The following is a 24,363-nucleotide window of genomic DNA, read 5'->3' as shown; positions in this document are numbered from 1 at the left end:
CCTCACCGAAAGGAACCCACCCATGAGCAAGTTCAGCATCGGGGCCGCCGCACTCGCGGCCTCGCTCCTGCTCGCCGCGTGCGGCGGCAGCACGCCCGCCACGACGCCCGACCCCGGCACCGCCGCGCCCACCGAGACGACCGCGTCCGAGGCCCCCATCGACGCCACCGGCGTCGAGCTGACCATCTGGACCGACGCCAACCGCAAGCCCGCCATCGAGGCTGCGGCCAAGACGTTCGAGTCGGAGACCGGCGCGAAGGTCACGCTCGTCCAGAAGAACTTCGACGACATCCGCACCGACTTCCTCGCCCAGGTTCCCACCGGCGAGGGTCCGGACATCACCATCGGCGCCCACGACTGGCTCGGCGCCTTCGTCCAGGGCGGCGTCGTCTCGACGATCGACCTGACCGACAAGGCCTCCTCGTTCGCCCCCGTCTCGCTGTCGGCGTTCACCTACGACTCCCAGCTGTACGCGCTGCCGTACTCGCTGGAGACCATCGCGCTCATCCAGAACACCGACCTCGTCGGCGAGGAAGCCCCCGCCACCTTCGACGACATGATCGCCAAGGGCAAGGAGTCGGGCGCCGAGCGCCCGTTCGTCATCAACACCGCGGGCCAGACCGGCGACGCCTACACGATGTACGGCTTCCAGACCTCGTTCGGCGCCCCGGTGTTCGTCCAGACCGAGGCGGGCTTCACCACCGAGGTCGGCATGGGCGGCGAGCCCGGCACCAAGTTCGCCGAGTGGCTCGGCGCCAACGGCGAGAAGGGCACCAAGTACATCTCGACCACCGTCGACTACGACACCAACAACGAGCTCTTCGCCGACGGCAAGGCGCCCTACACGATCCAGGGCCCCTGGGCCATCGAGGCGCTGACCGCCAAGGGCGTCAACGTCAAGGTCAACCCCATCCCGTCGGCCGGCGGCGAGACCGCCTCCCCGTTCGTCGGCGTGCAGGGCTTCTACCTGAGCGCCCAGAGCAAGAACGCGCTCGTCGCGCAGGAGCTCATGGTGAACTACCTCGCCACCGACACCGCGCAGAAGGCGCTCTACGAGGCCGACCCGCGCATCCCCGCGTGGACCACGCTGGCCGACGAGGTGTCCTCCGACGCGGTCATCGCCGGCTTCATCGAGTCGTCGAACAACGGCGTCCCGATGCCGAACATCCCTGAGATGGGCTCGGCGTGGGAGATGTGGAACGCCGCCCAGGTGCAGATCATCAAGGGCGCGAATCCGGCTGACACCTGGTCGAAGATGATCAGCGACCTCGAGGACGCGATCAAGTGACCACCGACGGAGGCGGCCGCGGGCCGCATGGACGCGCATGGCTCGGCTGGGGGTTCCTCGCGAAGCTCGCCATCATGGCCGTGATCAACGCATTCGGCCTCATGGGCATCATCGCCGCGTACCAGGCGGGCAGCTGGGTCATCCTCGGCGCCGCTGTCGTGCTGCTCGCGGCCGCCGACGTCGTCTACTTCACCAAGCGGGCGCTGCCCCTGAAGTATCTCCTGCCGGGGCTGGCGTTCCTGCTGGTCTTCCAGGTGTTCATCTTCGGCTACACCGCCTACATCGCCTTCACGAACTACGGCGCAGGCCACGTCGGCACTCAGGCGCAGGCCGTGCAGGCGTCCCTCGGCCAGGGCGAGCGGCGCGCCGAGGGCGCGCCCAGCCTCCCGCTCTCGGTCGTCCGTCAGGGCGACGAGCTGGGCTTCGCCGTCGTCGACGACGGCCAGCTCAAGGTCGGCACGGCGGAGCAGCCGCTGGAGTCGCTGGGCGCCGCGACGGCCGCCGCCGCGCCGAAGGAGGTGCCCGGCTGGGACGTCGTCTCGCGCCGCGACCTCCTGAGCGATCAGGAGCTGCAGAAGGCGGTCATCGACCTGCGGGTCCCGGTCTCCGACGACCCGAACGCGGGATCCATCCGCACCCGCGACGGGGCGAGCGGCGCCGTCTACCAGTCGACAATGGTGTGGGACGAGGCGGCCCAGACCATCACCAACACCGCGACCGGCGTCGTCTACCACGCCACGGACCGGGGCCTCTTCACCTCCGACGACGGGGAGTCGCTCGCCACCGGCTGGGCGGTCGGCGTCGGCTTCGAGAACTTCACCCGACTGTTCACCGACCCCGACATGGCGAAGCCCCTCGCGATGGTGTCGCTGTGGACGCTCGCCTGGGCCGCGCTGTCGGTCGTGATCCCCTTCGCGCTCGGCCTCGTCATCGCCATCGTCTTCAACGACGAGAGGGTCCGCGGCCGGAAGGTGCTGCGCACGCTCTTCATCCTCCCCTACGCCTTCCCCGCGTTCATGTCCGCGCTGCTGTTCCGCGGCATGTTCAACGCGGAGTTCGGCGTCATCAACGAGATGTTCTTCGGCGGGGCGAACATCGACTGGCTGGGCGACCCCTGGCTCGCCCGGTTCGCCGTCCTCTTCGTCAACGTCTGGCTGACGTACCCCTACTACTTCCTCGTCTGCACGGGCGCGCTTCAGGCCCTGCCGTCCGACACCCTCGAGGCGGCCAGCCTCGACGGCGCGGGCAGGCTCCGCCAGATGACGTCGATCATCCTTCCGCTGATCCTCGTGTCGACGGCGCCGCTGCTGATCTCGTCCTTCGCGTTCAGCTTCAACAACTTCACCGTCATCTACATGTTCAACAACGGCGGCCCCGCCATACCGGGCGCCCCGTACGCGCTGGGCTCCACCGACATCCTGATCTCCGCGATCTGGGACATCTCCGGCGTCTCCGGCGGCTCGGCCGACTACGGCCTCGCCAGCGCACTTTCCATCATCGTGTTCATCGTCGTCGGCCTGATCTCGGCGATCGCGTTCCGGCAGACGAAGCGGCTTGAGGAGTACCTGTGATGTCCGCAACGCCTACGAACCGCACCGCCGCCCGCCGCCGTCGTTGGCTGAGCGAGGTCGGCTGGAAGTACCTCGTCGCCGCCGTCGTGCTGTTCTACGCGACGTTCCCGCTGATCTACATCGTCTCGGCCGCGTTCAACCCGCACGGCAGCCTCGCGGCGAGCAACGCGCTGTTCTCCGTGATCGACGTCCACAACTTCGCCGCGCTGTCGGACACCCGCTACTGGACGTGGTTCGGCAACACCCTGATCGTCGGCGGCACCGCCGCGATCGGCACGGTACTCATGGGCGCCGCGGCCGCGTACGCCTTCTCGCGGTTCCGCTTCGCGGGCCGCCGCGTCGGCCTCACCGCGCTGCTCATCATCCAGATGTTCCCGCAGGCCCTCGCCTTCGTCGCCATCTTCCTGATGCTGTTGGCCCTCGGCGCGGTGTTCCCGCAGCTCGGCCTCAACTCGAAGCTCGCGTTGATCTGCATCTACCTCGGCGGCGCGCTCGGCACCAACACGTTCCTGATGTACGGCTTCTTCAACACGGTGCCCATCGAGATCGACGAGTCCGCCAAGATCGACGGCGCGAGCCACGCCCAGATCTACTGGAAGCTCATCATGCCCCTGGTGACGCCCATCCTCGCCGTCGTCGGCCTGCTGGCGTTCATCGCGTCGTTCGGCGACTACATCGTCGCGAAGATCGTGCTGGTCTCCGAGGAGAATTGGACGCTCGCCGTCGGCATGTTCCAGTGGGTGTCGAACCAGCTCTCCAGCAACTGGGGCCTCTTCGCCGCGGGCGCCCTCGTCGCGTCGATCCCCGTCCTCGTGCTGTTCCTGACGCTCCAGCGCTACATCATCGGCGGCCTGACCTCCGGCTCCGTGAAGGGTTAGCCCAGCCGCGGCCTCACGTGGAGGCCGACGTCGGGGTCGACGAGCACCTCCTGCGCCGCCGCGATGCCGGAGACGACGAGCTCGGCGTCCACCGGGACGCCCCGCTTGACCAGGCCCAGCGCGATCGGGCCGAGCTCGTGGTGGCGTGCCGCAGAGCCGACGAAGCCGACGGCGCGGCCGCCGTGCTCCAGCGCGGCGCCGGGCTCCGGCAGCTCCGAGCGGGAGCCGTCGAGGTGCAGCTGCACCAGCCGGCGCGGCGGGCGGCCGAGCGTGTGGACCCGCGCGACGGTCTCCTGCCCGCGGTAGCAGCCCTTGCTGAGGTGCGTGCCGACCAATCCGATCTCGTTCGGGATCGTCTTGAAGTCGGTGTCGACGAAGATGCGCGGCACCCCGGCGGCGATCCGCAGGGCCTCGAACGCCCAGGTGCCCGCGTTGTCCTCCAGCTCGGCGTCGACCGGCAGGAAGGCCTCGACGCCGCCGAGGTCGGAGTCGCGGACGCGCCAGGCCCCGTCCAGCGGGACGCGGTGGCCCGCCCACACCAGGCGCAGGTCGTCGCGGCGGGCCACCTCGACCCTCATCGCGAACCGCATCCGGTCGAGGAAGGCCACCAGCTCGTCGGCGCGGCCGGGCTCGGTCCACGCCAGGAACGAGGTGCCGTCGTCGACCCCGTGCAGCACGTGCTCGATGTGCCCCGTCGGAGAGAGGATCAGCGCGGTGGTCGCCTCGCCAGGCGCCAGCGCCTCCATGTGCTGGGTGGTGAGCGAGTGCAGCCAGCTCAGCCTGTCGGCGCCGCCGACCTCGACGACCTCGCGGTTGCGGAGGTCGACGACGCCGTCGCCGGCCTCGAGACGGCGCGCCTCGGCGACCGGGTTGCCGAAGTGCCAGGCCAGCCCCGCATCGGCGCCGGCCTCGACCCGGACCGGCATCAGACGCGCTTCAGTCGCGCCCACATGTGGGGACGCAGTTCGTGCTCGGTGGTGGCGCGGTCGAGCGCATACATCAGGTCGCCCTCCACCTTGCCGTAGAGCCGCTGGCCCGCGGAGTGCGTGACCTCCGCCGACTCCGTCCGCACGACGGCGTCGCTCAGCAGGTCGATCCGCGTGACCTGGATCTTCCCGACGAGCAGCTCCGTCCACCCGTCGGCGTTGGTCAGCGTCACCTCGAGCGACGCGTCGGCCTTCGGCCGCCAGAAGCCCGCCTCCATGCCGAGCGGGGCGGGATCCGCGCCCTCCTCGCCGAGCAGGAAGGTCTGCGACGCGTAGAACAGGTAGTCGCCGCCGTTGTGGCTGAACTCGATGCGCTGCTCGAAAGCGAAGTCGGCGCCCTCGTGATCGGTGCCGTTGCCCGTGCCCTCCCAGCGGCCGACGAGCCAGCCGAGCGCGGTCAGCTTCGGGTTCAGGCCCTCGGGCACCTCGATGTCAATGTTCACGGTTCTCCTTCTCCCGGAGCTGGTGGCGCAGGCCCCAGAGGACGGCGGCCAGCGCCACGAGCGCGATCGCGCTCGTGATCCCCGCGGCGGCGATCAGCACCCACACCAAGACGGCGTTCATGGCCCCGAGTATAGGAAGCAGGCCAGAATGGGGCCATGCGCGTAGTACTGACCCGGGTGTCGTCCGCCTCCGTCACCGTCGACGGCGAGGTGATCGCGGAGCTCCCCCGCCCCGGGCTGCTCGCTCTGGTCGGCGTCGGCCACGACGACACGGCCGCCGACGGCGCGGCCCTCGCCCGGAAGATTTGGGGGCTCCGCATCCTGGACGGCGAGCTGAGCGCGAGCGACGTCGACGCCCCGGTGCTCGTCGTCAGCCAGTTCACGCTGTTCGCCTCGACGCGCAAGGGCCGTCGCCCCTCGTGGAGCCAAGCGGCGCCCGGCCCGGTGTCGGAGCCACTGGTCGAGGAGTTCTGCGTCGCCCTCGAGGGACTGGGCGCGACCGTCCTTCGAGGCCGTTTCGGCGCCGACATGAAGGTGTCATCGGTCAACGACGGCCCTGTCACGATCACGATCGACACCGCGGACTGGGAGTAGTTCCCATGAGCCCGTGCCAGAAATACTCACGCGCGCGCCAGGAACTCCAGGGAGCTGATCGACACCGAGTCCGCCTCGGTGTCCTCGTCCTCGCCGGGCAGGGAGGAGAGGATCTCCATGCGGGCGAGTGCCGTCGTGGTCTCCGGGAAGCGCACCTCCTGCGGTGAGCTCTCGCTGGGCGCGAAGCCCTGGTCGAAGAAGGAGCCGTCCGCGAACATCCAGCGGATGGCGGTGATCCTGCGCTCTGCGAGGAAACGGTCGGGGACGGCGGTGTTGCCGTTGACCAGCCGGATGCCCACGAGGTGGACGGGCTGGTCGAAGGTGAAGTCGATCACCTCGCCGACACCGTCGCCGGGGCACCGCCACACGGTGTTGGGGTCGTCGTCGAGGAGCGTTGCGGGGGCGCCGCCTGCACCGTCGCGGCACTCGCCGGTGGCGTACTGCGCGGCGACGGCAGCGACGGGACTGTCAAAGGACACGGCGACATCCACGACCGGGCCGGGCGACACCACCGAAGGAACGGGCGTCTTGGGATCGCCCAGCGGGTTCGGAAGGAGCCGTCCGATGAGGAACCCGACGATGACGGCGAGCACGATCGGCACGATCAGCAGGCTGGGTGCGATCCCACTCGCCTGTTGCTCGGCGGGGCGCCGACGGCGGGGGCCTGGGGCGCGCGGCGGGCGCGGCCGACGGGGCCGCTCGTCGGCGCGGCCGGAGGAGTCATCCTCCCGGACCTCCGCCGACTCGGCCGTCCGCTTCCGGAAGTATTCATCCGGCACGCGCTGAACCATTCGGCCATGCTAACAAGGAGGTGCAGCGCCGCGAGGGCGGGAACCCGACTCGCGCCGTAACACGACGTAACACGACGGCGATACGATTACGCAGTCCCACGTGAGTCAAGGAGGGATGCGGGCCATGAGCGCAGTGTTGTTCGTCTCCGGGGGTGAGCCCCCCGATGAGCTCCGTCTCCTCAGCCATCAGCTCCGAGGCGCCGCCTCCGCCTCGGACGCGCTGCTCGCGGCCGAGGCGGTCGACGTCATCATCGTCGACGCCCGCACCGACCTCGCCAGCGCCCGCGCCACCTGCCAGACGCTCGCCAAGACGGTCGGCACTCCGGTCTTACTCCTCGCCCCCCTGACCGCGCTGGCGGTCCTCGCCCCGGACTGGGGCTTCACCGACTTCGTCGCCGCCGGCTCCGAGCCCGCCGAACTCGACGCGCGGCTGCGCATCCTGACCCGCGCCAGCGCGGACCCTGACGTCTTCACCGCCGGCCCGCTGCGGGTCGACGGCGCCGCCTACACCGCGACGCTCGACGGCGAGCCCCTCGACCTGACCTACACCGAGTTCGAACTGCTGCGTTACCTCATGCAGCATCCCGGCCGCGTCCTCTCCCGCGAGACGCTCGTCAGCCAGGTGTGGGGTTACGACTACTACGGCGGCACCCGCACCGTCGATGTGCACGTCCGGCGCCTGCGTGCGAAGCTGGGTCAGTACGACCACTACATCGGTACCGTCCGCAACGTCGGCTACCGCTTCGCAAGCACCCGGGAGGGAACCCGTGCTGGTTAACCTGACCACGCTGACCCCAACGATGCAGGATGCCCTGCGCGGGCTCGTCGCCGAGATCACCGCACATGACGGCATCTCCCCCATCAATGAGTCCGCGTCGCTGGGCATCGATGGCCTGCGCGACGCGGACTTCTTCTTCATGGGTCGCCGATCGGACCCACACGGCTTCGTGGTCTGCGACGAGCGCGAGTCGACGCTGCAGGTGGGTGTGCATCCGCAGCACCGCCGCCAGGGCGTCGCCACCGAGTTGCTCACGGAGGCGCTGCGCGCCTACCCCACCTTCTCGCTCTGGGCGTTCGGCACGCTGCCGGGCGCTCCGGAGCTAGCCCGCCGCATGCGTATGGTCGCCACCCGCGAGTTGCTGCGGATGGAGCGCGACCTTCCCGTCGTCGGCGACGACGCGACGGCGGCCGGCTACGAGATCGGCCCGTTCATGACGGGAGACCGGGAGCAGGTCGTCGCGGTGAACGCCGCCGCGTTCGCGCATCACCCGGAGCAGGGCCGGTTGACCGTCGAGGAGTTCGACCAGCTCACGGCGCAGGACTGGTTCGACCCGGAAGGGCTTTTCGTCGCCCGCACGACCGACGGCGAGGTCGCGGGCTTCCATTGGACCAAGCGCCACGGCGGCGGACTCGGGGAGGTGTACGTGTTGGCCGTCGCCCCCGGACACGAGGGAAAGGGCCTGGGAAGGGTGCTCCTGAACCGCGGATTGGACCATCTCGCCACCGTCGGCGACACCCGAGTTCAGCTGTATGTGGAGGCCTCCGAGCGGAGGGTGGTTAGGCTGTACCGGAACGCGGGCTTCGAGATCGCGCAGACCGACACCAGCTACCAGGCCCCAGGAGAGGTTCCGTGACCGAGACGCCGCTGCCGGCCGACCGCTATCTCGACCGCGAGTTGAGCTGGCTCGCGTTCAACGATCGCGTGCTCGACCAGGCCCGCGACGCCCAGCGCGTCCCCCTGATCGAGCGCGCAAAGTTCCTCGCCATCTTCTCCTCGAACCTCGACGAGTTCTTCATGGTGCGCGTGGCGGGCCTGAAGCGCCGCATCGCCGCCGGCGTGGCCGTTCCCACCGTCGCGGGCAAGATGCCCGGCGAGTTGCACACCGAGCTCCTCGACCGGGTCCGCGGGCTCGTTACGGAGCAGTCGCGGATCTTCCAGGAGGACGTGCGCCCTGCCCTGGCCGCGGAGGGCATCGAGATCCTGAAGTGGGACGAGCTGACGGCGGCGGAGAAGGACTCGATGCGGGCGCTGTTCGCCGAGCGGATCTTCCCCGTGCTGACGCCGCTCGCCGTCGACCCCTCGCACCCGTTCCCTTACATCTCCGGGCTGTCGATCAGCCTCGCGGTGCAGCTCCGCAACCCCGCCACGGGTGCGCGGCAGTTCGCCCGGGTCAAGGTGCCCGGCATCCTCGACCGGCTGGTCCGGTTGGGCGAGGGCCGTTTCATCCCGCTGGAGGAGATCATCTCCCGCCACCTGGGGCAGCTGTTCACGGGCATGCAGGTGCTGGCCCACACGACGTTCCGGGTGACGCGCAACGAGGACATCGAGGTCGAGGAGGACGATGCCGAGAATCTCCTCTTTGCGCTCGAGAAGGAGCTCCTGCGCAGCAAGGTGGGCCGGCCGCCGGTGCGCCTTGAGGTCGAGGAGGACATCGACGAGGGGATCCTCGCGATGCTGATGGCCGAGCTCGACGTCACCGACGACGAGGTCTTCCGCATCGCCGCGCCGCTGGACCTCACCAGCCTCTTCGCGCTGGGCGGCTCGCGCCGCGAGGACCTCAAGTACCCGAACTTCCTGCCGATCACGCACCCCGACCTCGCCCAGGTCGAGTCGGCCCGGCCTGCCGATCTGTTCAAGGCGTTGAAGCTGCGTGACGTCCTCGTGCAGCATCCGTACGACTCGTTCGCCACCTCGGTGCAGCGGTTCATCGAGCAGGCCGCCGCCGACCCCGCCGTGCTCGCCATCAAGCAGACGCTGTACCGGACGTCGGGCGACTCGCCCATCGTCGACGCACTGATCGAGGCGGCGCAGGCCGGCAAGCAGGTGTTGGCGATCGTCGAGATCAAGGCCCGCTTCGACGAGCAGAACAACATCGGCTGGGCGCGAAAGCTGGAGCAGTACGGCGTCCATGTCGTCTACGGCATGCTCGGGCTGAAGACGCACTGCAAGCTGTCCCTCATCGTCCGGGCGGAGGCGGACGGCGGGCTCCGCCGCTACGCGCACATCGGTACGGGCAACTACAACCCGAAGACGGCGCGCCTGTACGAGGACATGGGACTCCTGACGTCGAATCCGATCATCACCGACGACGTCGCCCGCCTCTTCAACCATCTGTCGGGCATGACACAGGAGACGAACTACCGTCGCCTGCTCGTCGCCCCGCACGGCATCCGGCAGGGTCTGCTCGATCGGATCGAGAATGAGATCGCCAACCACGAGGCGGGGCTGCCGTCGGGCGTGAAGATCAAGGTGAACTCTGTCGTCGACGAGGCGCTGATCGATGCGCTGTACCGGGCGTCGCAGGCCGGCGTTCCCGTCGACATGCTCGTGCGGGGGATCTGCACCATCCGGCCCGGCGTGCCAGGGCTGAGTGAGAACCTGCGCGTCCGATCAATCCTCGGCCGGTTCCTCGAGCACTCGCGGGTGTTCTGGTTCGCGGGTGGAGGCCGCCCGCTCGTCGGGATCGGGTCGTCGGACCTCATGCACCGCAACCTCGACCGGCGCGTCGAGGCCATCGTCTCGCTCACGCATCCCGAACACATCCAGCAGGTGGAGAACCTGTTCGAGCAGGCGTTCTCGCCCGAGGTCGTCCACTGGGAGCTCACGGACTCCGAGTGGGCCGCCCACACCACCGACGAGGACGGCACTCCCTTGACCGACCTGCAAGAGTCCCTCATTCAGCAGGCCAAGGCCAGGCGCGCCACCCGATGACGAAGCGGGCGAAGGTACGCGCCGCAGGCGCCGTCGTGTTGCGCGGGGAGGGCGACGACCAGGAGGTCCTCCTCATCCACCGACAGCGCTACGACGACTGGTCCCTGCCGAAGGGCAAGGGCAAAGTCGACGAGTTGTCGCCCGCGACGGCGGTGCGGGAGGTGCTGGAGGAGACGGGCTACGTCGTGCGCTTGGGCTTGCGGCTGCCGACGATCCGCTACAACGTGTCACGCGGCCCGAAGACGGTCGAGTACTGGCGGGCGGTCGTCGTCGAGCAGCGGGAGTTCATCCCCAACGACGAGGTCGATCGGACGAAGTGGATGAAGGTCGCCAAGGCGATGCGGAAGCTCACCTACAACACGGAGCGCCGTGTCCTCGCCGCCGCACTGCTCACCCCGCACACCATTCCGCTCGTCCTGGTGCGTCACGGCAAAGCGATGCTGCGCAGGAACTGGACCGGTCGTGACCAGGAGCGACGCCTCACCAGCCGCGGCCGCCGCCAGGCGAAGGAGCTGATCGCGGTCCTCGACGCCTACGGCGTCGCGGCGCTGGCGTCGTCGTCGTCGACCCGGTGCGCGCAGACGCTCGCCCCGTACGCGAAGTTCGCGGGCCTCGATGTCGCGACCGCCGATGTTCTGACCGAGGAGGAAGGCACGGTGCGTCCGAAGGACGTGCGCAAGTTCATGGCGCGCCTCCTGGCCACCATGGACCAGCCAACGGCGATCTGCGGCCACCGCCCGGTGCTGCCACAGATGTTCACGGGCCTCGGCCTCGAGCCGCGGGCGATGGTCGTCGGAGAGGCAATCGTCCTGCACCGCGACGATGACGGCCAGATCGTCGCGAGGGAGATCCACAAGCCGACCGCCTGATCGGGGGCTGCAACATCGCGGATCACGACGACGCCGTAGGCTGTGTTCGTCGTGTCACGCACCCGGTCGAAGGAGACGGCCATCACAGGTAAAGGGACCCGACGCGCGCCGGGTCGCGCTCGATCAGGGTGGCATGTACCGGGTCTCCTTCACCTACCAGGGCAACACGCGCGGCGGTCAGCCTTCCGAGGTTCACGCCCGGTTCGACCATCACCCCTGGTTCACGGAGACCGCATCAACCGAGGGCGAGGTCACCCGGATCCGCTACGTCCGCCTTTCCAGCGTGCTCTGGCCGCTGCCGGAAGCGTTCACCCAGCGTTCACCCAGGGCCGCCGGTTGCGTTACCTTCGCGGCCTAGCTTTCCTTCCATGAACACTAGACTTACCGCCGCGCTCGGGCTCGCAGCCGCGCTTTCGCTCTCCGCCTGCGCCGCGAACGAGATCCCCGGTGCAGGCACGCCCGGCACCACCGGCTCGGACACGCCCGGGACCAGCTCAGGCCTGAGTGGCACACTCGCCGGCAAGGGCGCGTCGTCGGCGAAGGTGGCACAGGAAACCTGGATCGCCGCCTTCCAGACCGCCAACACCGCCGTGACCATCAACTACTCCCCCGACGGCTCCGGCGCCGGGCGCGAGGCCTTCATGGGCGGCGGCGCCGACTTCGCGGGCTCCGACCGCGCGCTGAAGACCGAAGAGAACGTCGCCGGCGCCTTCAAGGGCTGCGCCGACGCCTCGGCCGCCATCGACGTGCCGATCTACGTCTCTCCCATCGCCGTCGTCTTCAACCTCGACGGCGTGACCGAACTCAACCTGACCCCTGAGGTCCTTGCCAAGATCTTCCACGGCGACATCTCCAACTGGAACGACCCGGCCATCGCCGCCATCAACGACGGCGCCACCTTCCCCGACCTGGCCATCACCGCCGTCCACCGCTCCGACAAGTCGGGCACCACCGGCAACTTCACCGACTACCTGGCCGTCGCGGCCGCGGATGTGTGGACCGGCGGTTCCGTCGAGGAGTGGCCGCTGCAGGGTGGCGAGGCCGCGAAGGGCACCTCCGGCGTCGTCGCCGCCGTGACTGGCGGCGCAGGCACCATCGGGTACGCCGACGCATCCCAGGCCGGAAAGGCCAGCATCGCGAAGGTCGGCCCGGACGGCGCCTTCGAGCTGCCGACCGAGGAAGCCGCCATCAAGGCGCTCGAGGCGTCCCCGATCGAGGAGGGTCGCGCCGAGAACGACATCGCGATCGCGCTCGACCGCACCGCCACCGGCTACCCGCTGGTGCTCGTCTCCTATGGCATCGCCTGCGCCGAGTACAAGGACCCCGCCAAGGGAGCGCTGGTGAAGTCGTACCTCGAGTACGTCGCCTCCGAGGAAGGCCAGGCCGCCGCCGCGGCGTCCGCGGGCTCCGCGCCGCTGAGCGCCGGCCTCCGCGACAAGGTCCTCGCCGCTCTCGCGACCATCAAGTAGCAGGGCGACCAGCTACGTGAGCGTCGACTCCCTCAAGAAGGACCGGAGGCGGTTCGGCGACGCGCTGTTCAGGCGCGTCGCCACCGTCTCCGGCTCCGGCATCCTCGTCATCCTCGCGGCGGTGGCCCTCTTCCTGATCGGCCTCTCGCTGCCCGCCCTTTTCGCCTCCGCTGAGGAACTCCCCTACGGCCCGTTCTGGTCATGGGTGATCCCGCTCGCCCTCGGCACGGTCTGGGCCGCCTTCCTCGCGATGCTGTTCGCCGTCCCTGTCGCGATCGGCGTCGCGCTGTTCATCTCGCACTACGCCCCGCGCCGGCTCGCGCAGGGGTTGGGCTACATCATCGACCTGCTGGCGGCCGTGCCGTCGGTCGTCTTCGGCCTGTGGGGCATCAACGTGCTCGCGCCGATGCTGCTGCCGGCCTACGCCTGGCTGAACCGCACCTTCGGTGACGTCTTCGTGCTCAGCTACTTCTTCGGCGGCAAGGCCTCGGGCACCGGCCGCACCATCCTGACGGCGGCACTTGTGCTGGCCGTGATGGTGCTTCCGATCATCACCGCCATCAGCCGCGAGGTGTTCCTGCAGACGCCTCGCCTGCACGAGGAGGCCTCCCTCGCCCTCGGCGCCACCCGCTGGGAGATGATCCGTCAGGCCGTCCTTCCCTTCGCCATGCCGGGCATCGTATCGGCGTGCATGCTCGGCCTCGGCCGGGCGCTCGGCGAGACCATGGCCGTTGCGATGGTTCTCTCCCCCGGCGCCGGGTTCCATCTGCAGCTGCTGACGTCGTCGAACCCGAACTCGATCGCCGCGAACATCGCGCTGCAGTTCCCCGAGGCCTACGGCCTGGGCGTGAACCAGCTGATCGCCTCCGGCCTGATCCTCTTCGTCATCACCCTCGGCGTGAACATGGCAGCCCGTGCCATCGTCGCCCGACGGGCCGAGTTCTCGGGAGCCAACTGATGTCCACCGCCGTCGCCGACACCGTCACGAAGCGCCGCAACATCCTGACGTCGGCCCAACTCCCGACGACGACCATCCCGCTGCTCCTGGTCGCGGCCTACGCCGCCAGCTTCGGCCTGCTCGCGCTGTTCGGGGCCGCCTCCTGGCTCTCCGGCCTCGCGCTCGGCTCGCTGGTCTTCCTCGCCGCAGGCTTCGCTCTCTCGGCCGCCGTCGAGGGCATCCGCAAGGCCAAGGATCGGCTGTTTCGCTACATCATCACCGGCGCGTTCCTGCTTGCCCTCTTCCCGCTCATCTCGGTGATCTGGGGGACGCTCAGCAAAGGCATCGCACGCCTCGACGGCCTGTTCTTCAACTCGTCCATGCGCAACGTCGTCGGTGAAGGCGGCGGCGCCGTCCACGCCATCTGGGGCACCCTCATCATCACGGGCCTCGCGACACTGATCTCGGTTCCCATCGGCATCATGACGGCCATCTACCTCGTCGAGTACGGGCAGAAGGGCAGGCTGGCGCACTCCATCCGGTTCTTCGTCGACGTCATGACGGGCATCCCCTCGATCGTCGCGGGTCTCTTCGCATACACGATCTTCTCGATCCTGATAGGCCCCGGCACCAACAACGGCCTCGCCGGCGCGTGCGCGCTGTCGGTGCTCATGATCCCCACCATCGTGCGCTCCACCGAGGAGATGCTGCGGCTCGTGCCCAACGAGCTACGCGAGGCCTCCTACGCGCTCGGTGTGCCGAAGTACCGCACCATCTGGCGGGTCGTGCTGCCGACGTCGCTAGCCGGCATCGTGACCGGCGTCGTGCTGGGCATCGCCCGCATCATCGGCGAGACTGCCCCGCTGCTCGTCACCGCAGGCATCACGGCGTCGATGAACGTCAACCCGTTCGCGAACCCCATGGCCACGCTGCCGGTGTTCGTCTACTACGAATACACGACACCCGGCGCCGACCCCACCCCGTACATCGACCGCGCCTGGGCCGGCGCACTCACCCTGATCCTGATCGTCATGGGACTGAACCTGATCGGCCGCATCATCGCCGCCAAGTTCGCACCCAAGGCCGGCCGGTAGAGAGAAAGCACATCCATGTCCAAGCGCATCGAGATCAAGGATCTCAACATCTACTACGGCAAGTTCCACGCCGTAAACTCCGTCAACATGGTGATCGAGCCGCGCGCGGTGACGGCCTTCATCGGGTCGTCGGGCTGCGGGAAGTCCACCGTGCTGCGGTCGCTGAACCGGATGCACGAGGTCATCCCGGGCGCGTACTGCACCGGCGAGGTGCTGCTCGATGGCGTCGACCTGTACGACAAGGCCGTTGACCCGGTGAGGGTCCGACGCCAGGTCGGCATGGTGTTCCAGCGCCCCAACCCTTTCCCCACGATGAGCATCCGCGAGAACATCCTGGCGGGCGTGCGGTTGAACAACTCCCGCATCAGCCGTTCCGACGCCGACGCCCTCGTCGAGAAGTCCCTGCGCGGCGCCAACCTGTGGAACGAGGTCAAGGACCGCCTGGATCGCCCCGGCTCCGGCCTTTCGGGCGGCCAGCAGCAGCGCCTGTGCATCGCCCGCGCCATCGCCGTCTCCCCCGACGTCCTGCTGATGGACGAGCCCTGCTCCGCGCTCGACCCGATCTCGACCCTCGCGATCGAGGACCTGATCAAGGAACTCAAGGAGACCTACACCGTCGTCATCGTGACGCACAACATGCAACAGGCCGCGCGCGTGTCGGACCAGACGGCGTTCTTCAACCTGAAGGAACACGGCAAGCCCGGCGAGCTGATCGAGATGGGTCCCACCGAGAAGATCTTCCACAACCCCGACCAGAAGGCCACGGAGGACTACATCACCGGCCGTTTCGGCTGATCCCCCAAGCCGGCGCGCTCCGGTCGCCCCCCCTCCCGGGCCGCGCCTCCTACACAGCTCTCTATACGCGAGCCAGGCCACCGGCGCCGGCTCGCGTATAGAGAGCCCCCTCTCCCCTCCCTCGGGCTTTCACGCCCTGCTCCGGGCACTAGGGAAGCACCGACCAATCGGGCACCGGCCGCGGCGCACCAGATCGGGCGATCTGAACTCTCAATATCTTCGGCGTTGTGTCCAATAGCACCCTCAGATCTGGAGCCCAGCTCTCCTCCCCCCCGGCCCCCCCCCCCCGGCACCCCATTGATCAGTACTTCCCTAGGGAAGCACCGACTGCTCAGTACTTCCCTAGAGGTCCGGCCCCCTGATCGACGCGAGCGCAGAGGAACGCGCCCATGAACACCCTTGACGGCATCGTCATCTGCTCCTTCTACACCGGCGACGACTACTACCGGTCGAGCGCCGACGCCCTGCGGTCCGACCTCGACCGCCTCGGCGTGCACTCCGTGCTCGAGGAGATCGAGAAGCCGGAAGGCACGGACTGGGCAGACATCTGCCGCAAGAAGATCCCCTTCGTCGTGCGCGTGTGCGAGTCCCACCCGAACGACAGGGTGTTCTGGATCGACGTCGACTGCCGGCTCCTCGACATCCCCGACTACGTGCGCCACTCGACGGCCGACCTGCTCGGCTTCCAGCGAGGCTTCGGCAGCCCGTTGACGATCGGATACGGGCGTCGAACGAGGTTCTGGGAGCCGACGTTCCTGGGCATCAACGCGACGCCGGGCGGCCGGGCGTTCATCGCAGAAGCGGCTCGAAGGGAGGCATCCACCGACATCAAGGCCACCGACGACTACTTCTTCGAGGAGGCGTGGCGCGCAAAGGCCGACAACCTGACGTTCCAGATGCTCCCCTCCCCCGCCATCGTCGGGCGTGGGGCGCCCGACGGCACCGTCTCGCCCTTCTTCGTCTTCGGTTCCAGCGGAAACGTCTCAGAGTTCAAGGGGAAGGTGGCCCAGCACGCGTCGGTGACGGGCACCGGACGGCCGACCATGCGCTCGCTTGCCGACATTGCGCGGCGGCGCGCGCTGCAGGGGGCGAAGAAGGTACACGCCTGGATGCCCGCGAAGACCTCGGGCATGCTCCGGCGCGTCGCTGACCGGTCCGGGGTGACGCATCTGCTCACCGGCGGAGCCGACGCCCATCCGACGCAGCCCACCTCCAGCGCGGCCCGGTCGCGGCTAACACAAGCCATGGTCATGGCAGGTCAGCGCGGCGAGACCGATCAGGTCGCGAGCATCTACGAGCGGCTGGCGAGCAGTTCGACGCCGACGGCGTCGGAGCGCGACGCTCACAGTGCCGCGAGGAGCTTCGCCCACTACCGCACCGCGGAAGGCCTGGCGGATACGACCGACGCCGCCCGTCTCGCGTGGTGGGTCCGGCCGTTCCCGGGCAACTTCGGCGACTGGCTGAGCCCGCTGGTCGTGGCGCGTACCGGCGAGACGGCCGTGCAATACCAGTCGTTGACCGCGAGGTCGAGCGCTCCGCACCTGGTCGCCGTCGGATCGGTCGGTCGGTTCATCAAGGCCGACTCCATCGTCGTCGGCACCGGCATCTCCAGCATGGACACCGCCACCGGCGTGCCGGCCCGGTATGTGTCGGTGCGCGGTCCTCTGACCGCGCAGGCCATCGCGGCCGTCGGAGGACCTGTCGTCGAACGCTTCGGCGACCCGGGCATCCTCGTGTCCCGGCTCCTCCCCGTCCAACGCGGCGTGACGAACGGCCGCGTGGCGGTGGTGCGCCACTTCACGCATGTGGGCGTCTCGCTGACGCTCCCGGACAACGTCGACGAGTTGAGCGTCCTCGTGAGCGCTCCCGACGACATCGCCGGCCTCCTCCGGCGGCTGAACGAGTACGACTACGTGATCACGAGCGCCATGCACATCCTCATCGCATGCCACAGCTACGGCATCCCTGCGGGGCTCGTGACGTTCGCCGGCCTAGAGACCTCCGTACACGGTTCCGGGATGAAATACACCGACTACGCGCGCGGCGTCGGGATCGCCAGGGAGTTGATTCCGCAGAAGGTCGGGTTCGACTTGAGGAAACTGTCGCTCGAGTCGCTGGTGAGCGACATCAGGGTGCGCTCCGAGGTACTGGACGACGTCGAGAGCGCCGTCCGCGACGCGCTCTCCTGCTACACGGAGACGGTCACGACCGGACGGCTCGTCTCTTGAGTCGGATGCGTGCGAGAGGCGACATGCCGGGGACGGCGCGGCGTTCGAGTGCCGGTGTTTAGGCACGTCCTCACCGTCTCGGGGCGGTTGTTCACCGATGCAAGAAGCCGGCTGAAGGTGAGCCTCCTTGTCCTGCTGTTCGCGGTGATCCCGATCACCGAGATGCTGGCCGTCCGGCTGTTCTCCGGCATCATCACCGACGGCCCCGGACAGTTCGCCGCGAACCCGCTGCGCGTGGTGTGGCAGATCGTGGTGTTCTTCCTCGCACTGGCTGTCACGCGGTCAGCCCACCATCTCATCAAGATCGTGCGCGTACGGGTCTTCCGGTCAGGCTTCCAGGCGGCCGGTTCCGGCGTTCCGCCGAACAAGGAGAGTTGGCAGTGGGCGGTCGCTTTCGAGATGTCCAACGTCTCGTCGGCCGTCGTCCAGATCGCCATGTTCGCCGCGCTGTTCTTCGCGTTCGATCCCATCACAGGGATCGTCGGCGCCGTGGTCGCAGCAGCATCGCTCGCGGCCATCTCCTGGCTCTACCAGCGTCAGCTTCGGCTGCAGCGCGACTATCTCGAGACGCGATGGACCCCGGAGGCCGTCGCGATCCCGGACCGGGTCGGCACGCGGATCAAGCACTCGGAGATCGGGGCGTTCGTCGGCACCGCCGGCCTGTTGGTGACGCTGATCGTCGTCTTCGCCCGGGTCCTGGGCGGCCAGATCGTGACGTCGGACGCGATCGTGCTCTTCCTCGGCCTGAGGCTGATGTTCGGCCAGTTCGGGACGCTGTCCTCCGGCGCGATGCGCTTCGCCCGCGCCGCGGTGCACCTGTAGGGGTCTTCGGCTGATCCTGCGGAGTCGCGAGAGGTCCCGCGGTTAGGTGGCACCTCTTAAGGGTTGGCTATTCCACCAGAACTGGTGGAATAGCCAGCTCTTAACGGCTACCCGCAAGCCAGGAGACGATCTTGTCGGCGGACTGCGCGGCCGAAAGCCCGGTGTTGTCGAGCACGAGGTGCGGGTACGCGGTCAGCAACTCGTCGGCGACACTGGGGCGCTCCGAGGTCATCAGGTGCACTTCCATGGAGCGCACGTTGTCGTCGGACCACGCCACGTCGCGCTTGGACCGCTTGTCCGCCAACCGCTCCGGCGTGTGGTTACGCCCCAGCCGCGTATCGAGGCTGGCGCGCAGCTCGACGAAAGCGACATCCCCGTCGAAGATGGCGACGTTCCTCCTCGTCAGCTCAAGATCCTCCTCGAGATCGAGGCCCCAGACCACCGTGAAGAGAAGGTCGATGCCGCTCGCCGCCGCCTCCTCAAGTACCTGAGCGCGGAACGCCTCATTGAGCCTGTTGAACTGCGGCGACCCATAACCGAACGTCTCCGCGAGCGGCTCGATCGTCATGTGATTGTGGAAAAGCCGGAAATCCGAGCGCGCGCAGACCGCGCGCCCGACGGTCATCTTGCCGACCGCGGGCGGTCCAAAGATCACGAGCAACACCAGCCAAGGCTAACGCCCGCGCCTCACCACGCGGACAGCAAGTCGGCGGCGCTGAGTGCGAGGTCGGCGCCTCGCGGCGCCTCTCCTCCGGGACTGATGGCCGCCAGCAAGGCGTCCTCGGAGCGAGGAATCCGCATCCTCGCGACGCGGAGCGCGTCGATCTCACGCTCGCTCACGCCGCCGTCGGCGCGCCACTTGATCGTGCCCACCATCGCGGTGGTCTCGCGGGCGCAGGCGACGACATCCACCTCCACGCTGTTGTCACGGACCCACCACGGCGCCACCTGTTCGACACCAGCCAGGCGGGGGTCTTGCGCGGCCAGCCTGAGAACCGTCTGCCGGACCACGGGCTCAATGCTGCGCCCGCGCCAGCTCGCCCAATCGCGGTCGAAGGCGTTGATGGCGAGGTCCGCGCGGCCCCGCGCGATCAGGTCCACCTGGCGTTCGACGTACCGGAACCAGAACCGCAGGTAGGGATCGGCGATCCGGTAGCGGCGCACGCGAGAGTTCGGCGCCGCCCAGGCGGGCTGTTCCCGCTCGATCAACTGCTTGTCCTCGGTCAGCGTCTTGAGCGCCCTGGTGATCGCCGTCTCGACGCGTTTGCGGCCTTCCGGGTCGCCGATGGCTCCGAGGATGTCCATGAATCCCGGGCTCGCGGCATCGTCGGCGCCGATCGCGGAGAGCACCTGAAATGACATCGGCCCGTCGGGGAACTCGGCGTCGAGCGTCAACCGCCCCGTCGTGATCAGTGGGCTGAACGGATCGGTCAGTGAAGCTCGGACAAAGTCGGTGGGCGAGCCGTCCGAGCGCGCGAGCTCGGTCACCAGGCGCGGGTACCCCCCAGTGATCAGGTAGCTGTCGAAGACCTCCATGGGGCTGGCCCCAGGCAGCGCTTCGGCGATGTCGGCGGGGTCCAGCGCGGGCATCACCATCTGCTGAAGGCGGCCGAAAAGCGGCCGACCATGCGTCGCAAGGCGGTCCATCATGGCGATATCCGATCCGATCAGGACCAGCAGCACGGGAAGCCGTTCCAGGACGCGGTCCCATTGCGCCTGGAGTTCGCCCTCCAGCGTCGGGTCCGCCGCCACGAACCAGGGGAACTCATCGAGGACGACGACGATGGGTCCGTCTTGGGCGGCCAGTGCGACCCGTCCGAGCCATTCCCGCCACGACGAGGCGGGGCTCTGCGCAAGCACCTCGGCATGCGGCAGCCGGCGTCGCGCGTCGCCGATCGCGCTGGTGGCGTCCGCGAGCTGTCTCACCGTCCCCGCACCGAAGACGGCGGTCACGAAGACCGAAGGCACGTCGGCCGCCTCCAGGAACCGCTCCACCGCCGTGGACTTCCCGATCTGACGGCGCCCACGTATCGCGATCGCACGCCCGGTTCCCGTGCGCGCCACGATCGCTAAGTGCGCCGCCAGGTCCTCAAGCACCCGTCGGCGCCCGTAGAACCCCAATGCCGACTTATCCCTCATGCGACGTATCATACATTGAATGTATGATACGTGTGACGCGGGATAGCCGGTTCAGCTGCTCGGCCCCCGGGCACCAGGGGCGCCAATCGACTGGCGAGGCCGTCAGCCGCAGGTGAGGAGGCCCGCGTCTTCCTTCAGCTGAAGGACGCGCGCGGTCGACTCCTCGACCCGCGCCGCGAACGCGGTGTCGCCCTCGGCCTTCTGCAGCGTCGCGTCGGCCATGGCCGACATGATCGCGGGGTTCGCGTTGATCGCCAGGTCGCCGCCGGCCTCGAAGAAGCGCACGGCGCGCTCCGCCGGGGTCACTTCGGCCACGGCCTTCGCCGCGCCCAGGTCGTCGGCGATGACGACGCCGTCGAAGCCCAGGTCGTCGCGCAGCAGATCCGTGATGACCGCGCTGCTGAAAACGCCCTCGTTGTTCGGGTCGATGTGTTCGAAGATCGCCGACGACACCATCACCGACGACACCCCCGCCGCGATGGCCGCGCGGAAGGGAGCGAGGCTCTCCGACTCCCGCGTGGTTTCGGTGTCCAGCGCCGCCCCGAAGTCGGTGTTCGCCGTCACCTTACCGAGGCCGGGGAAGTGCTTGACCGCCGTCACGACGCCCGCCTCCCGCATGCCGTCCACGACGGCGACGACGGAGTCCGCGACCTCCGCGGGATTCGAGCCGAAGTCGCGCCGCAGCTTGCCGATCGGTGCGTTGCTCTCGCGCTTGTTCTCGGGCACGACGTCGGCCACAGGAGCGAGGTTGTAGTCGATCCCGGCGCGCTTCAGCTCCTCGCCCCACTTCTCGGCCTTCGTCTCCAACTCGGCGGGGTCCATGCCGCCCTGCGCCCGCGCCGGCGGGATGTCGCTGAAGCCCTCGCCCTTGAGCCGCTGGACGGCGCCGCCCTCCTGGTCGACGGCCACCAGCAGCGGCAACTCCGCCGTGCCCAGGGATCCCAACTCCGCCGTCAGCGGCCGCATGACCGTCTGGCCCGCAGTGCTGTTACCGAGCAGCACGACGGAGCCGACCCTGTTGTCCGAGATGGCCGCGCGCGTCGTCTCGTCTAGGCCGGAGGTATCGACGCCCAGCATGAACAGCTGGCCGACCCTCTGTTCCAGCGTCAGTCCGCGCGCCATCGCCACGCACGCCGGCACGGAAGGGGTGGGCGTCGGCGTCGCCATCGCGGTGTCGCCGGCGGAGCTCCTCGCGGCCGAGAAAGCCGACTCCGTCTCGTCGGGCAGCTCCACGCCGAGCGGTTCGGGGGCGCACGCGCCCAATCCCAGCGCGATGACGGCGGCAATGGCCAAGGGCGCGAATCGCCTCACTGGTCGAGCTCCGCGGGCCGGTGCGCGGCCAGCAGGCTGAGCAGGGCGTTCTCGACGACCTCCGGCAGCGCCGGATGAATCCAGTACTGCCCGCGGGCCATGTCGTCAACGCGCTGCCCGAAGCTCATCGCCTGGATCAGCGGCTGGATCAGCGTCGATGCCTGCGGGCCGACGATGTGCGCGCCGAGCAGGTGCCAGGTGCGGGGGTCGGCGAGGAGCTTCACGAAGTGGCCCTCATCTTCCAGTGCCCAGCCGTAGGCGACGTCGGCGTACCGCTGGCGTGCCACGACATACGGGGTCCCCCATGCCTTCAGCTGCTCCTCGGTGGCTCCGACGCAGGCGAGTTGCGGATCGCTGAACACGGCGGCGGGCACGAACCTGTGGTCGGTCTGGCGCAGGTTGCCGGGGTTCAGCAGGTTGTGCTTCAGCGTGCGCATCTCTGCGTTGGCCACGTGCTTCAGGAGGAAGTCCGAGGAAACGTCGCCCATCGCCCACACGCCGGGCGCGGTGGTGCGCTGCTCGGCGTCGACACGGATCTGGCCGCCCGATCGCAGCTCGATGCCTGCCGCGTCGAGGTTCAGCATGTCGGAGTTGCGGACGCGGCCCACGCACACGAGCAGCGCGTCGGCGTAGTACTCGTACTCGATGCCGTTGCGGTCGGTGGTGACGACGACGAGGCTCCCGTCGCCGGCCTTCTCGACCGCCGACAGCTCCTGGTTGAGCCGCACGCGCACACGCCGGCCGATCTGCTCCGCGAACGCCGACGAGACCTCGCCGTCGTGACCGCGCAGCAGCACCTCGGAGCGGTTGATCAGGGTGACATCGGTGCCCAGCGCGGAGAACACGTGCGCGAACTCTGCGGCGATGTACCCGCCGCCGACGATCACGAGCCGCTCCGGGCGCTCGTCGATCCGCATGATGGTGTCCGATGTGAACACGCGGTCCGCGGCCTCCTCGAGGCCGGGGATGTCGATGGCGCGCGGCCGGGAACCGGTCGCGATCACGATCTGGTCGGCGCTGATGTCGACGTCGCCGATCCGCAGCGTGTGGGCATCAACGAAGCTGGCCTCGCCATGGAAGACGGTCACGTTCGCGGAGCGCTCGCGCCAGTCGAGGCCACCCGCGGAGATGGGGTCGATGCGGCCGAAGATGCGGTCGCGGATGGCGGGCCAGTCGGCGCCCTTGAATTGCAGATCGACGCCGAGGCGGGCGGCCTCGTGCGGGGAGGCCGCCAGGTCCGCGGGCAGCACGAACATCTTGGTGGGGATGCAGCCGCGGTTGAGGCAGGTGCCGCCGAAGGTCTCGTCTCGTTCGATGAGGGCGACGCTGAGATGGTCGAAGCGCTCATCGATCAGGGAGTTGCCCGTACCGGAGCCGATGACCGCGAGGTCGAAGTGCTGCATGGGCCCATTCTGGCACGGTGAGCCACGCACCCCCGGGACCCGACAGGCGCACGCCTGGCGAACCGTCACCTAAAGTTGCGCCCATGAGTACCTCTTGGGCAGTGATCACCGGCGCGTCGGCCGGACTCGGCGTCGCATATGCGGACCGTCTGGCGTCGGAGGGCGCGAACGTGTGGCTGGCCGCCCGGAGCGGGGACGTGCTGGAGGACGTCGCCGCGGGAATCCGCGAGCGCCATGGAGTGCAGACCCGCGTGACCGCCGTCGACCTTTCCGCCGACGCCACCCGCCGCGGCTTCGTCGAAGAGGTAGGCGCCGCGCAGATATCGCATCTGATCAACAACGCGGGCTTCGGCACCATGGGCGACTTCGTCGACGCCGACCCCGCGCGCCTCGGCCAGGAGATGCAGCTCAACATGGTGGCGCTCACTGAGCTCACCCGCGCCGTGCTCCCGGGCATGAAGGAACGCGGACGCGGCGCGGTGGTCAACGTCGCTTCGACCGCCGCGTTCCAGCCCATCCCGACGATGGCGGTCTACGCCGCGAGCAAGGCGTACGTGCTGCGGTTCAGCGTCGCGCTGAGGGACGAGTTGAAGGGCACCGGCGTCCGCGTGCTGGCGATCTGCCCCGGCCCCACCGAGACCGCATTCTTCGCCAACGCGGGCAACGAAAGCGCGATGAGCAACCGCCGCACCCCGCAGCAGGTGGTCGACACGACGTTCGAGGCCCTGAAGCGCAACCGCCCGTTCGTCGTCGACGGCGCGACGAACGCAACGCTGGCGTTCGCGAACCGCCTCGCCCCCACCTGGCTTGCCGTCTCGCTCGCCCGCAGGATCGCGACGCACTAGCTTGCCGCTTGCGCCGGGGCTCTGGGGCTCTGGGGCTCTGGGGCTCTGGGGCTCTGGGGCTCTGGGGCTCTGGGGCTCTGGGGCTCTGGGCGAGCCTATTTCGCACGACGCTCTGCAGCCGTCAAGTCTCGGCGGTAGAGAACTACCCCCAAGATAGGCTTTAGTTGGCAGAGTGTCGACCAACGTCG

General features: G+C 68.8%; 24 protein-coding genes. 16 read left to right on the top strand and 8 right to left on the bottom strand.

The window, feature by feature from the left end:
- Window positions 1-22: 22 nt before the first annotated feature.
- From IPJ61_RS16955 to IPJ61_RS16945, 3 genes are read left to right on the top strand one after another with little or no spacing between them, the layout of a single operon-like run.
- Window positions 23-1,288 (top strand): sugar ABC transporter substrate-binding protein, encoded by a 1,266-nt coding sequence (locus IPJ61_RS16955; protein ID WP_297110341.1) that lies wholly within the window; start codon window positions 23-25, stop codon window positions 1,286-1,288.
- The gene (locus IPJ61_RS16950) at window positions 1,285-2,859 is read left to right on the top strand and encodes an ABC transporter permease subunit (RefSeq protein WP_297110338.1); all 1,575 of its coding nucleotides are present in this window, start codon (window positions 1,285-1,287) and stop codon (window positions 2,857-2,859) included. The genes IPJ61_RS16955 and IPJ61_RS16950 overlap by 4 nt, the downstream gene beginning before the upstream one ends.
- Window positions 2,859-3,737 (top strand): sugar ABC transporter permease, encoded by an 879-nt coding sequence (locus IPJ61_RS16945; RefSeq protein ID WP_297110335.1) that lies wholly within the window; start codon window positions 2,859-2,861, stop codon window positions 3,735-3,737. The genes IPJ61_RS16950 and IPJ61_RS16945 overlap by 1 nt, the downstream gene beginning before the upstream one ends.
- Here IPJ61_RS16945 and ygfZ read toward each other — a convergent pair.
- The 3 genes from ygfZ to IPJ61_RS16930 are packed head-to-tail and all read right to left on the bottom strand — an operon-like array spanning window position 3,734 to window position 5,287.
- Entirely contained in the window at window positions 3,734-4,663 is a 930-nt protein-coding gene (gene ygfZ / locus IPJ61_RS16940; RefSeq protein ID WP_297110332.1) for a CAF17-like 4Fe-4S cluster assembly/insertion protein YgfZ, read from the bottom strand. The genes IPJ61_RS16945 and ygfZ overlap by 4 nt on opposite strands.
- Entirely contained in the window at window positions 4,663-5,166 is a 504-nt protein-coding gene (locus IPJ61_RS16935; protein WP_297110327.1) for a heme-binding beta-barrel domain-containing protein, read from the bottom strand. Before IPJ61_RS16935 ends, ygfZ begins: the two co-directional genes overlap by 1 nt.
- Window positions 5,156-5,287, bottom strand: coding sequence for a hypothetical protein (locus IPJ61_RS16930; protein WP_297110324.1), 132 nt, complete (start codon window positions 5,285-5,287; stop codon window positions 5,156-5,158). Before IPJ61_RS16930 ends, IPJ61_RS16935 begins: the two co-directional genes overlap by 11 nt.
- Before the next feature lie 35 nt (window positions 5,288-5,322).
- Here IPJ61_RS16930 and dtd point away from each other — a divergent pair, with 35 nt between their 5' ends.
- The gene (gene dtd / locus IPJ61_RS16925) at window positions 5,323-5,760 is read left to right on the top strand and encodes a D-aminoacyl-tRNA deacylase (protein WP_297110321.1); all 438 of its coding nucleotides are present in this window, start codon (window positions 5,323-5,325) and stop codon (window positions 5,758-5,760) included.
- A gap of 26 nt (window positions 5,761-5,786) precedes the next feature.
- On the opposite strand, the gene IPJ61_RS16920 is transcribed toward dtd, so the two are convergent.
- The gene (locus tag IPJ61_RS16920; RefSeq protein ID WP_297110318.1) at window positions 5,787-6,551 is read right to left on the bottom strand and encodes an NADase-type glycan-binding domain-containing protein; all 765 of its coding nucleotides are present in this window, start codon (window positions 6,549-6,551) and stop codon (window positions 5,787-5,789) included.
- A gap of 124 nt (window positions 6,552-6,675) precedes the next feature.
- On the opposite strand from IPJ61_RS16920, the gene IPJ61_RS16915 reads away from it, so the two are divergent.
- The 11 genes from IPJ61_RS16915 to IPJ61_RS16865 all read left to right on the top strand — a co-directional run bounded on the left by IPJ61_RS16915 (window position 6,676) and on the right by IPJ61_RS16865 (window position 18,477).
- Window positions 6,676-7,329, top strand: coding sequence for a winged helix-turn-helix domain-containing protein (locus tag IPJ61_RS16915; protein WP_297110315.1), 654 nt, complete (start codon window positions 6,676-6,678; stop codon window positions 7,327-7,329).
- The gene (gene mshD / locus IPJ61_RS16910; protein WP_297110313.1) at window positions 7,319-8,185 is read left to right on the top strand and encodes a mycothiol synthase; all 867 of its coding nucleotides are present in this window, start codon (window positions 7,319-7,321) and stop codon (window positions 8,183-8,185) included. Before IPJ61_RS16915 ends, mshD begins: the two co-directional genes overlap by 11 nt.
- Complete coding sequence (locus tag IPJ61_RS16905; protein WP_297110310.1) at window positions 8,182-10,263, top strand: RNA degradosome polyphosphate kinase; 2,082 nt, start codon at window positions 8,182-8,184, stop codon at window positions 10,261-10,263. The genes mshD and IPJ61_RS16905 overlap by 4 nt, the downstream gene beginning before the upstream one ends.
- Window positions 10,260-11,132, top strand: coding sequence for an NUDIX hydrolase (locus tag IPJ61_RS16900; protein ID WP_297110307.1), 873 nt, complete (start codon window positions 10,260-10,262; stop codon window positions 11,130-11,132). The genes IPJ61_RS16905 and IPJ61_RS16900 overlap by 4 nt, the downstream gene beginning before the upstream one ends.
- Before the next feature lie 133 nt (window positions 11,133-11,265).
- Window positions 11,266-11,490 (top strand): hypothetical protein, encoded by a 225-nt coding sequence (locus tag IPJ61_RS16895; protein WP_297110304.1) that lies wholly within the window; start codon window positions 11,266-11,268, stop codon window positions 11,488-11,490.
- A gap of 10 nt (window positions 11,491-11,500) precedes the next feature.
- Window positions 11,501-12,601, top strand: coding sequence for a phosphate ABC transporter substrate-binding protein PstS (gene pstS / locus IPJ61_RS16890; protein WP_297110302.1), 1,101 nt, complete (start codon window positions 11,501-11,503; stop codon window positions 12,599-12,601).
- A gap of 16 nt (window positions 12,602-12,617) precedes the next feature.
- Window positions 12,618-13,559, top strand: coding sequence for a phosphate ABC transporter permease subunit PstC (gene pstC / locus IPJ61_RS16885; RefSeq protein WP_297110299.1), 942 nt, complete (start codon window positions 12,618-12,620; stop codon window positions 13,557-13,559).
- Window positions 13,559-14,632, top strand: coding sequence for a phosphate ABC transporter permease PstA (pstA, locus tag IPJ61_RS16880; protein WP_297110296.1), 1,074 nt, complete (start codon window positions 13,559-13,561; stop codon window positions 14,630-14,632). The genes pstC and pstA overlap by 1 nt, the downstream gene beginning before the upstream one ends.
- A 15-nt stretch (window positions 14,633-14,647) precedes the next feature.
- The gene (pstB, locus tag IPJ61_RS16875; protein WP_297110293.1) at window positions 14,648-15,427 is read left to right on the top strand and encodes a phosphate ABC transporter ATP-binding protein PstB; all 780 of its coding nucleotides are present in this window, start codon (window positions 14,648-14,650) and stop codon (window positions 15,425-15,427) included.
- Between the two features lie 389 nt (window positions 15,428-15,816).
- Entirely contained in the window at window positions 15,817-17,655 is a 1,839-nt protein-coding gene (locus tag IPJ61_RS16870; protein ID WP_297110291.1) for a polysaccharide pyruvyl transferase family protein, read from the top strand.
- A gap of 117 nt (window positions 17,656-17,772) precedes the next feature.
- Complete coding sequence (locus IPJ61_RS16865; protein ID WP_297110288.1) at window positions 17,773-18,477, top strand: hypothetical protein; 705 nt, start codon at window positions 17,773-17,775, stop codon at window positions 18,475-18,477.
- A 100-nt stretch (window positions 18,478-18,577) separates the two neighbouring features.
- Here the strand turns inward: IPJ61_RS16865 and IPJ61_RS16860 are convergent, their stop codons facing one another.
- The 4 genes from IPJ61_RS16860 to IPJ61_RS16845 form a co-directional block, all read right to left on the bottom strand.
- On the bottom strand, window positions 18,578-19,141 hold the full coding sequence (locus IPJ61_RS16860) for an ATP-binding protein (RefSeq protein WP_297110285.1): 564 nt from the start codon (window positions 19,139-19,141) through the stop codon (window positions 18,578-18,580).
- A gap of 23 nt (window positions 19,142-19,164) precedes the next feature.
- On the bottom strand, window positions 19,165-20,616 hold the full coding sequence (locus IPJ61_RS16855) for an ATP-binding protein (RefSeq protein WP_297110283.1): 1,452 nt from the start codon (window positions 20,614-20,616) through the stop codon (window positions 19,165-19,167).
- 102 nt (window positions 20,617-20,718) lie between these two features.
- Window positions 20,719-21,909, bottom strand: coding sequence for a glycoside hydrolase family 3 N-terminal domain-containing protein (locus tag IPJ61_RS16850; RefSeq protein WP_297110280.1), 1,191 nt, complete (start codon window positions 21,907-21,909; stop codon window positions 20,719-20,721).
- 14 nt (window positions 21,910-21,923) lie between these two features.
- Window positions 21,924-23,330: a mycothione reductase gene (locus tag IPJ61_RS16845; protein ID WP_297110277.1), complete on the bottom strand. Its 1,407-nt coding sequence runs from the start codon at window positions 23,328-23,330 to the stop codon at window positions 21,924-21,926.
- Between the two features lie 83 nt (window positions 23,331-23,413).
- Between IPJ61_RS16845 and IPJ61_RS16840 the strand changes: the two genes are divergently transcribed.
- A complete protein-coding gene (locus tag IPJ61_RS16840; protein WP_297110273.1) occupies window positions 23,414-24,175 on the top strand; it encodes an SDR family NAD(P)-dependent oxidoreductase in 762 nt (253 codons plus the stop codon).
- Window positions 24,176-24,363: the final 188 nt, after the last annotated feature.

The sequence above is a fragment of the Tessaracoccus sp. genome, assembly GCF_016714275.1.
Classification (GTDB): domain Bacteria; phylum Actinomycetota; class Actinomycetes; order Propionibacteriales; family Propionibacteriaceae; genus Arachnia.
Note: the sequence above shows the minus strand (reverse complement) of the source record. Positions and strands in the feature narration are given on the sequence as shown.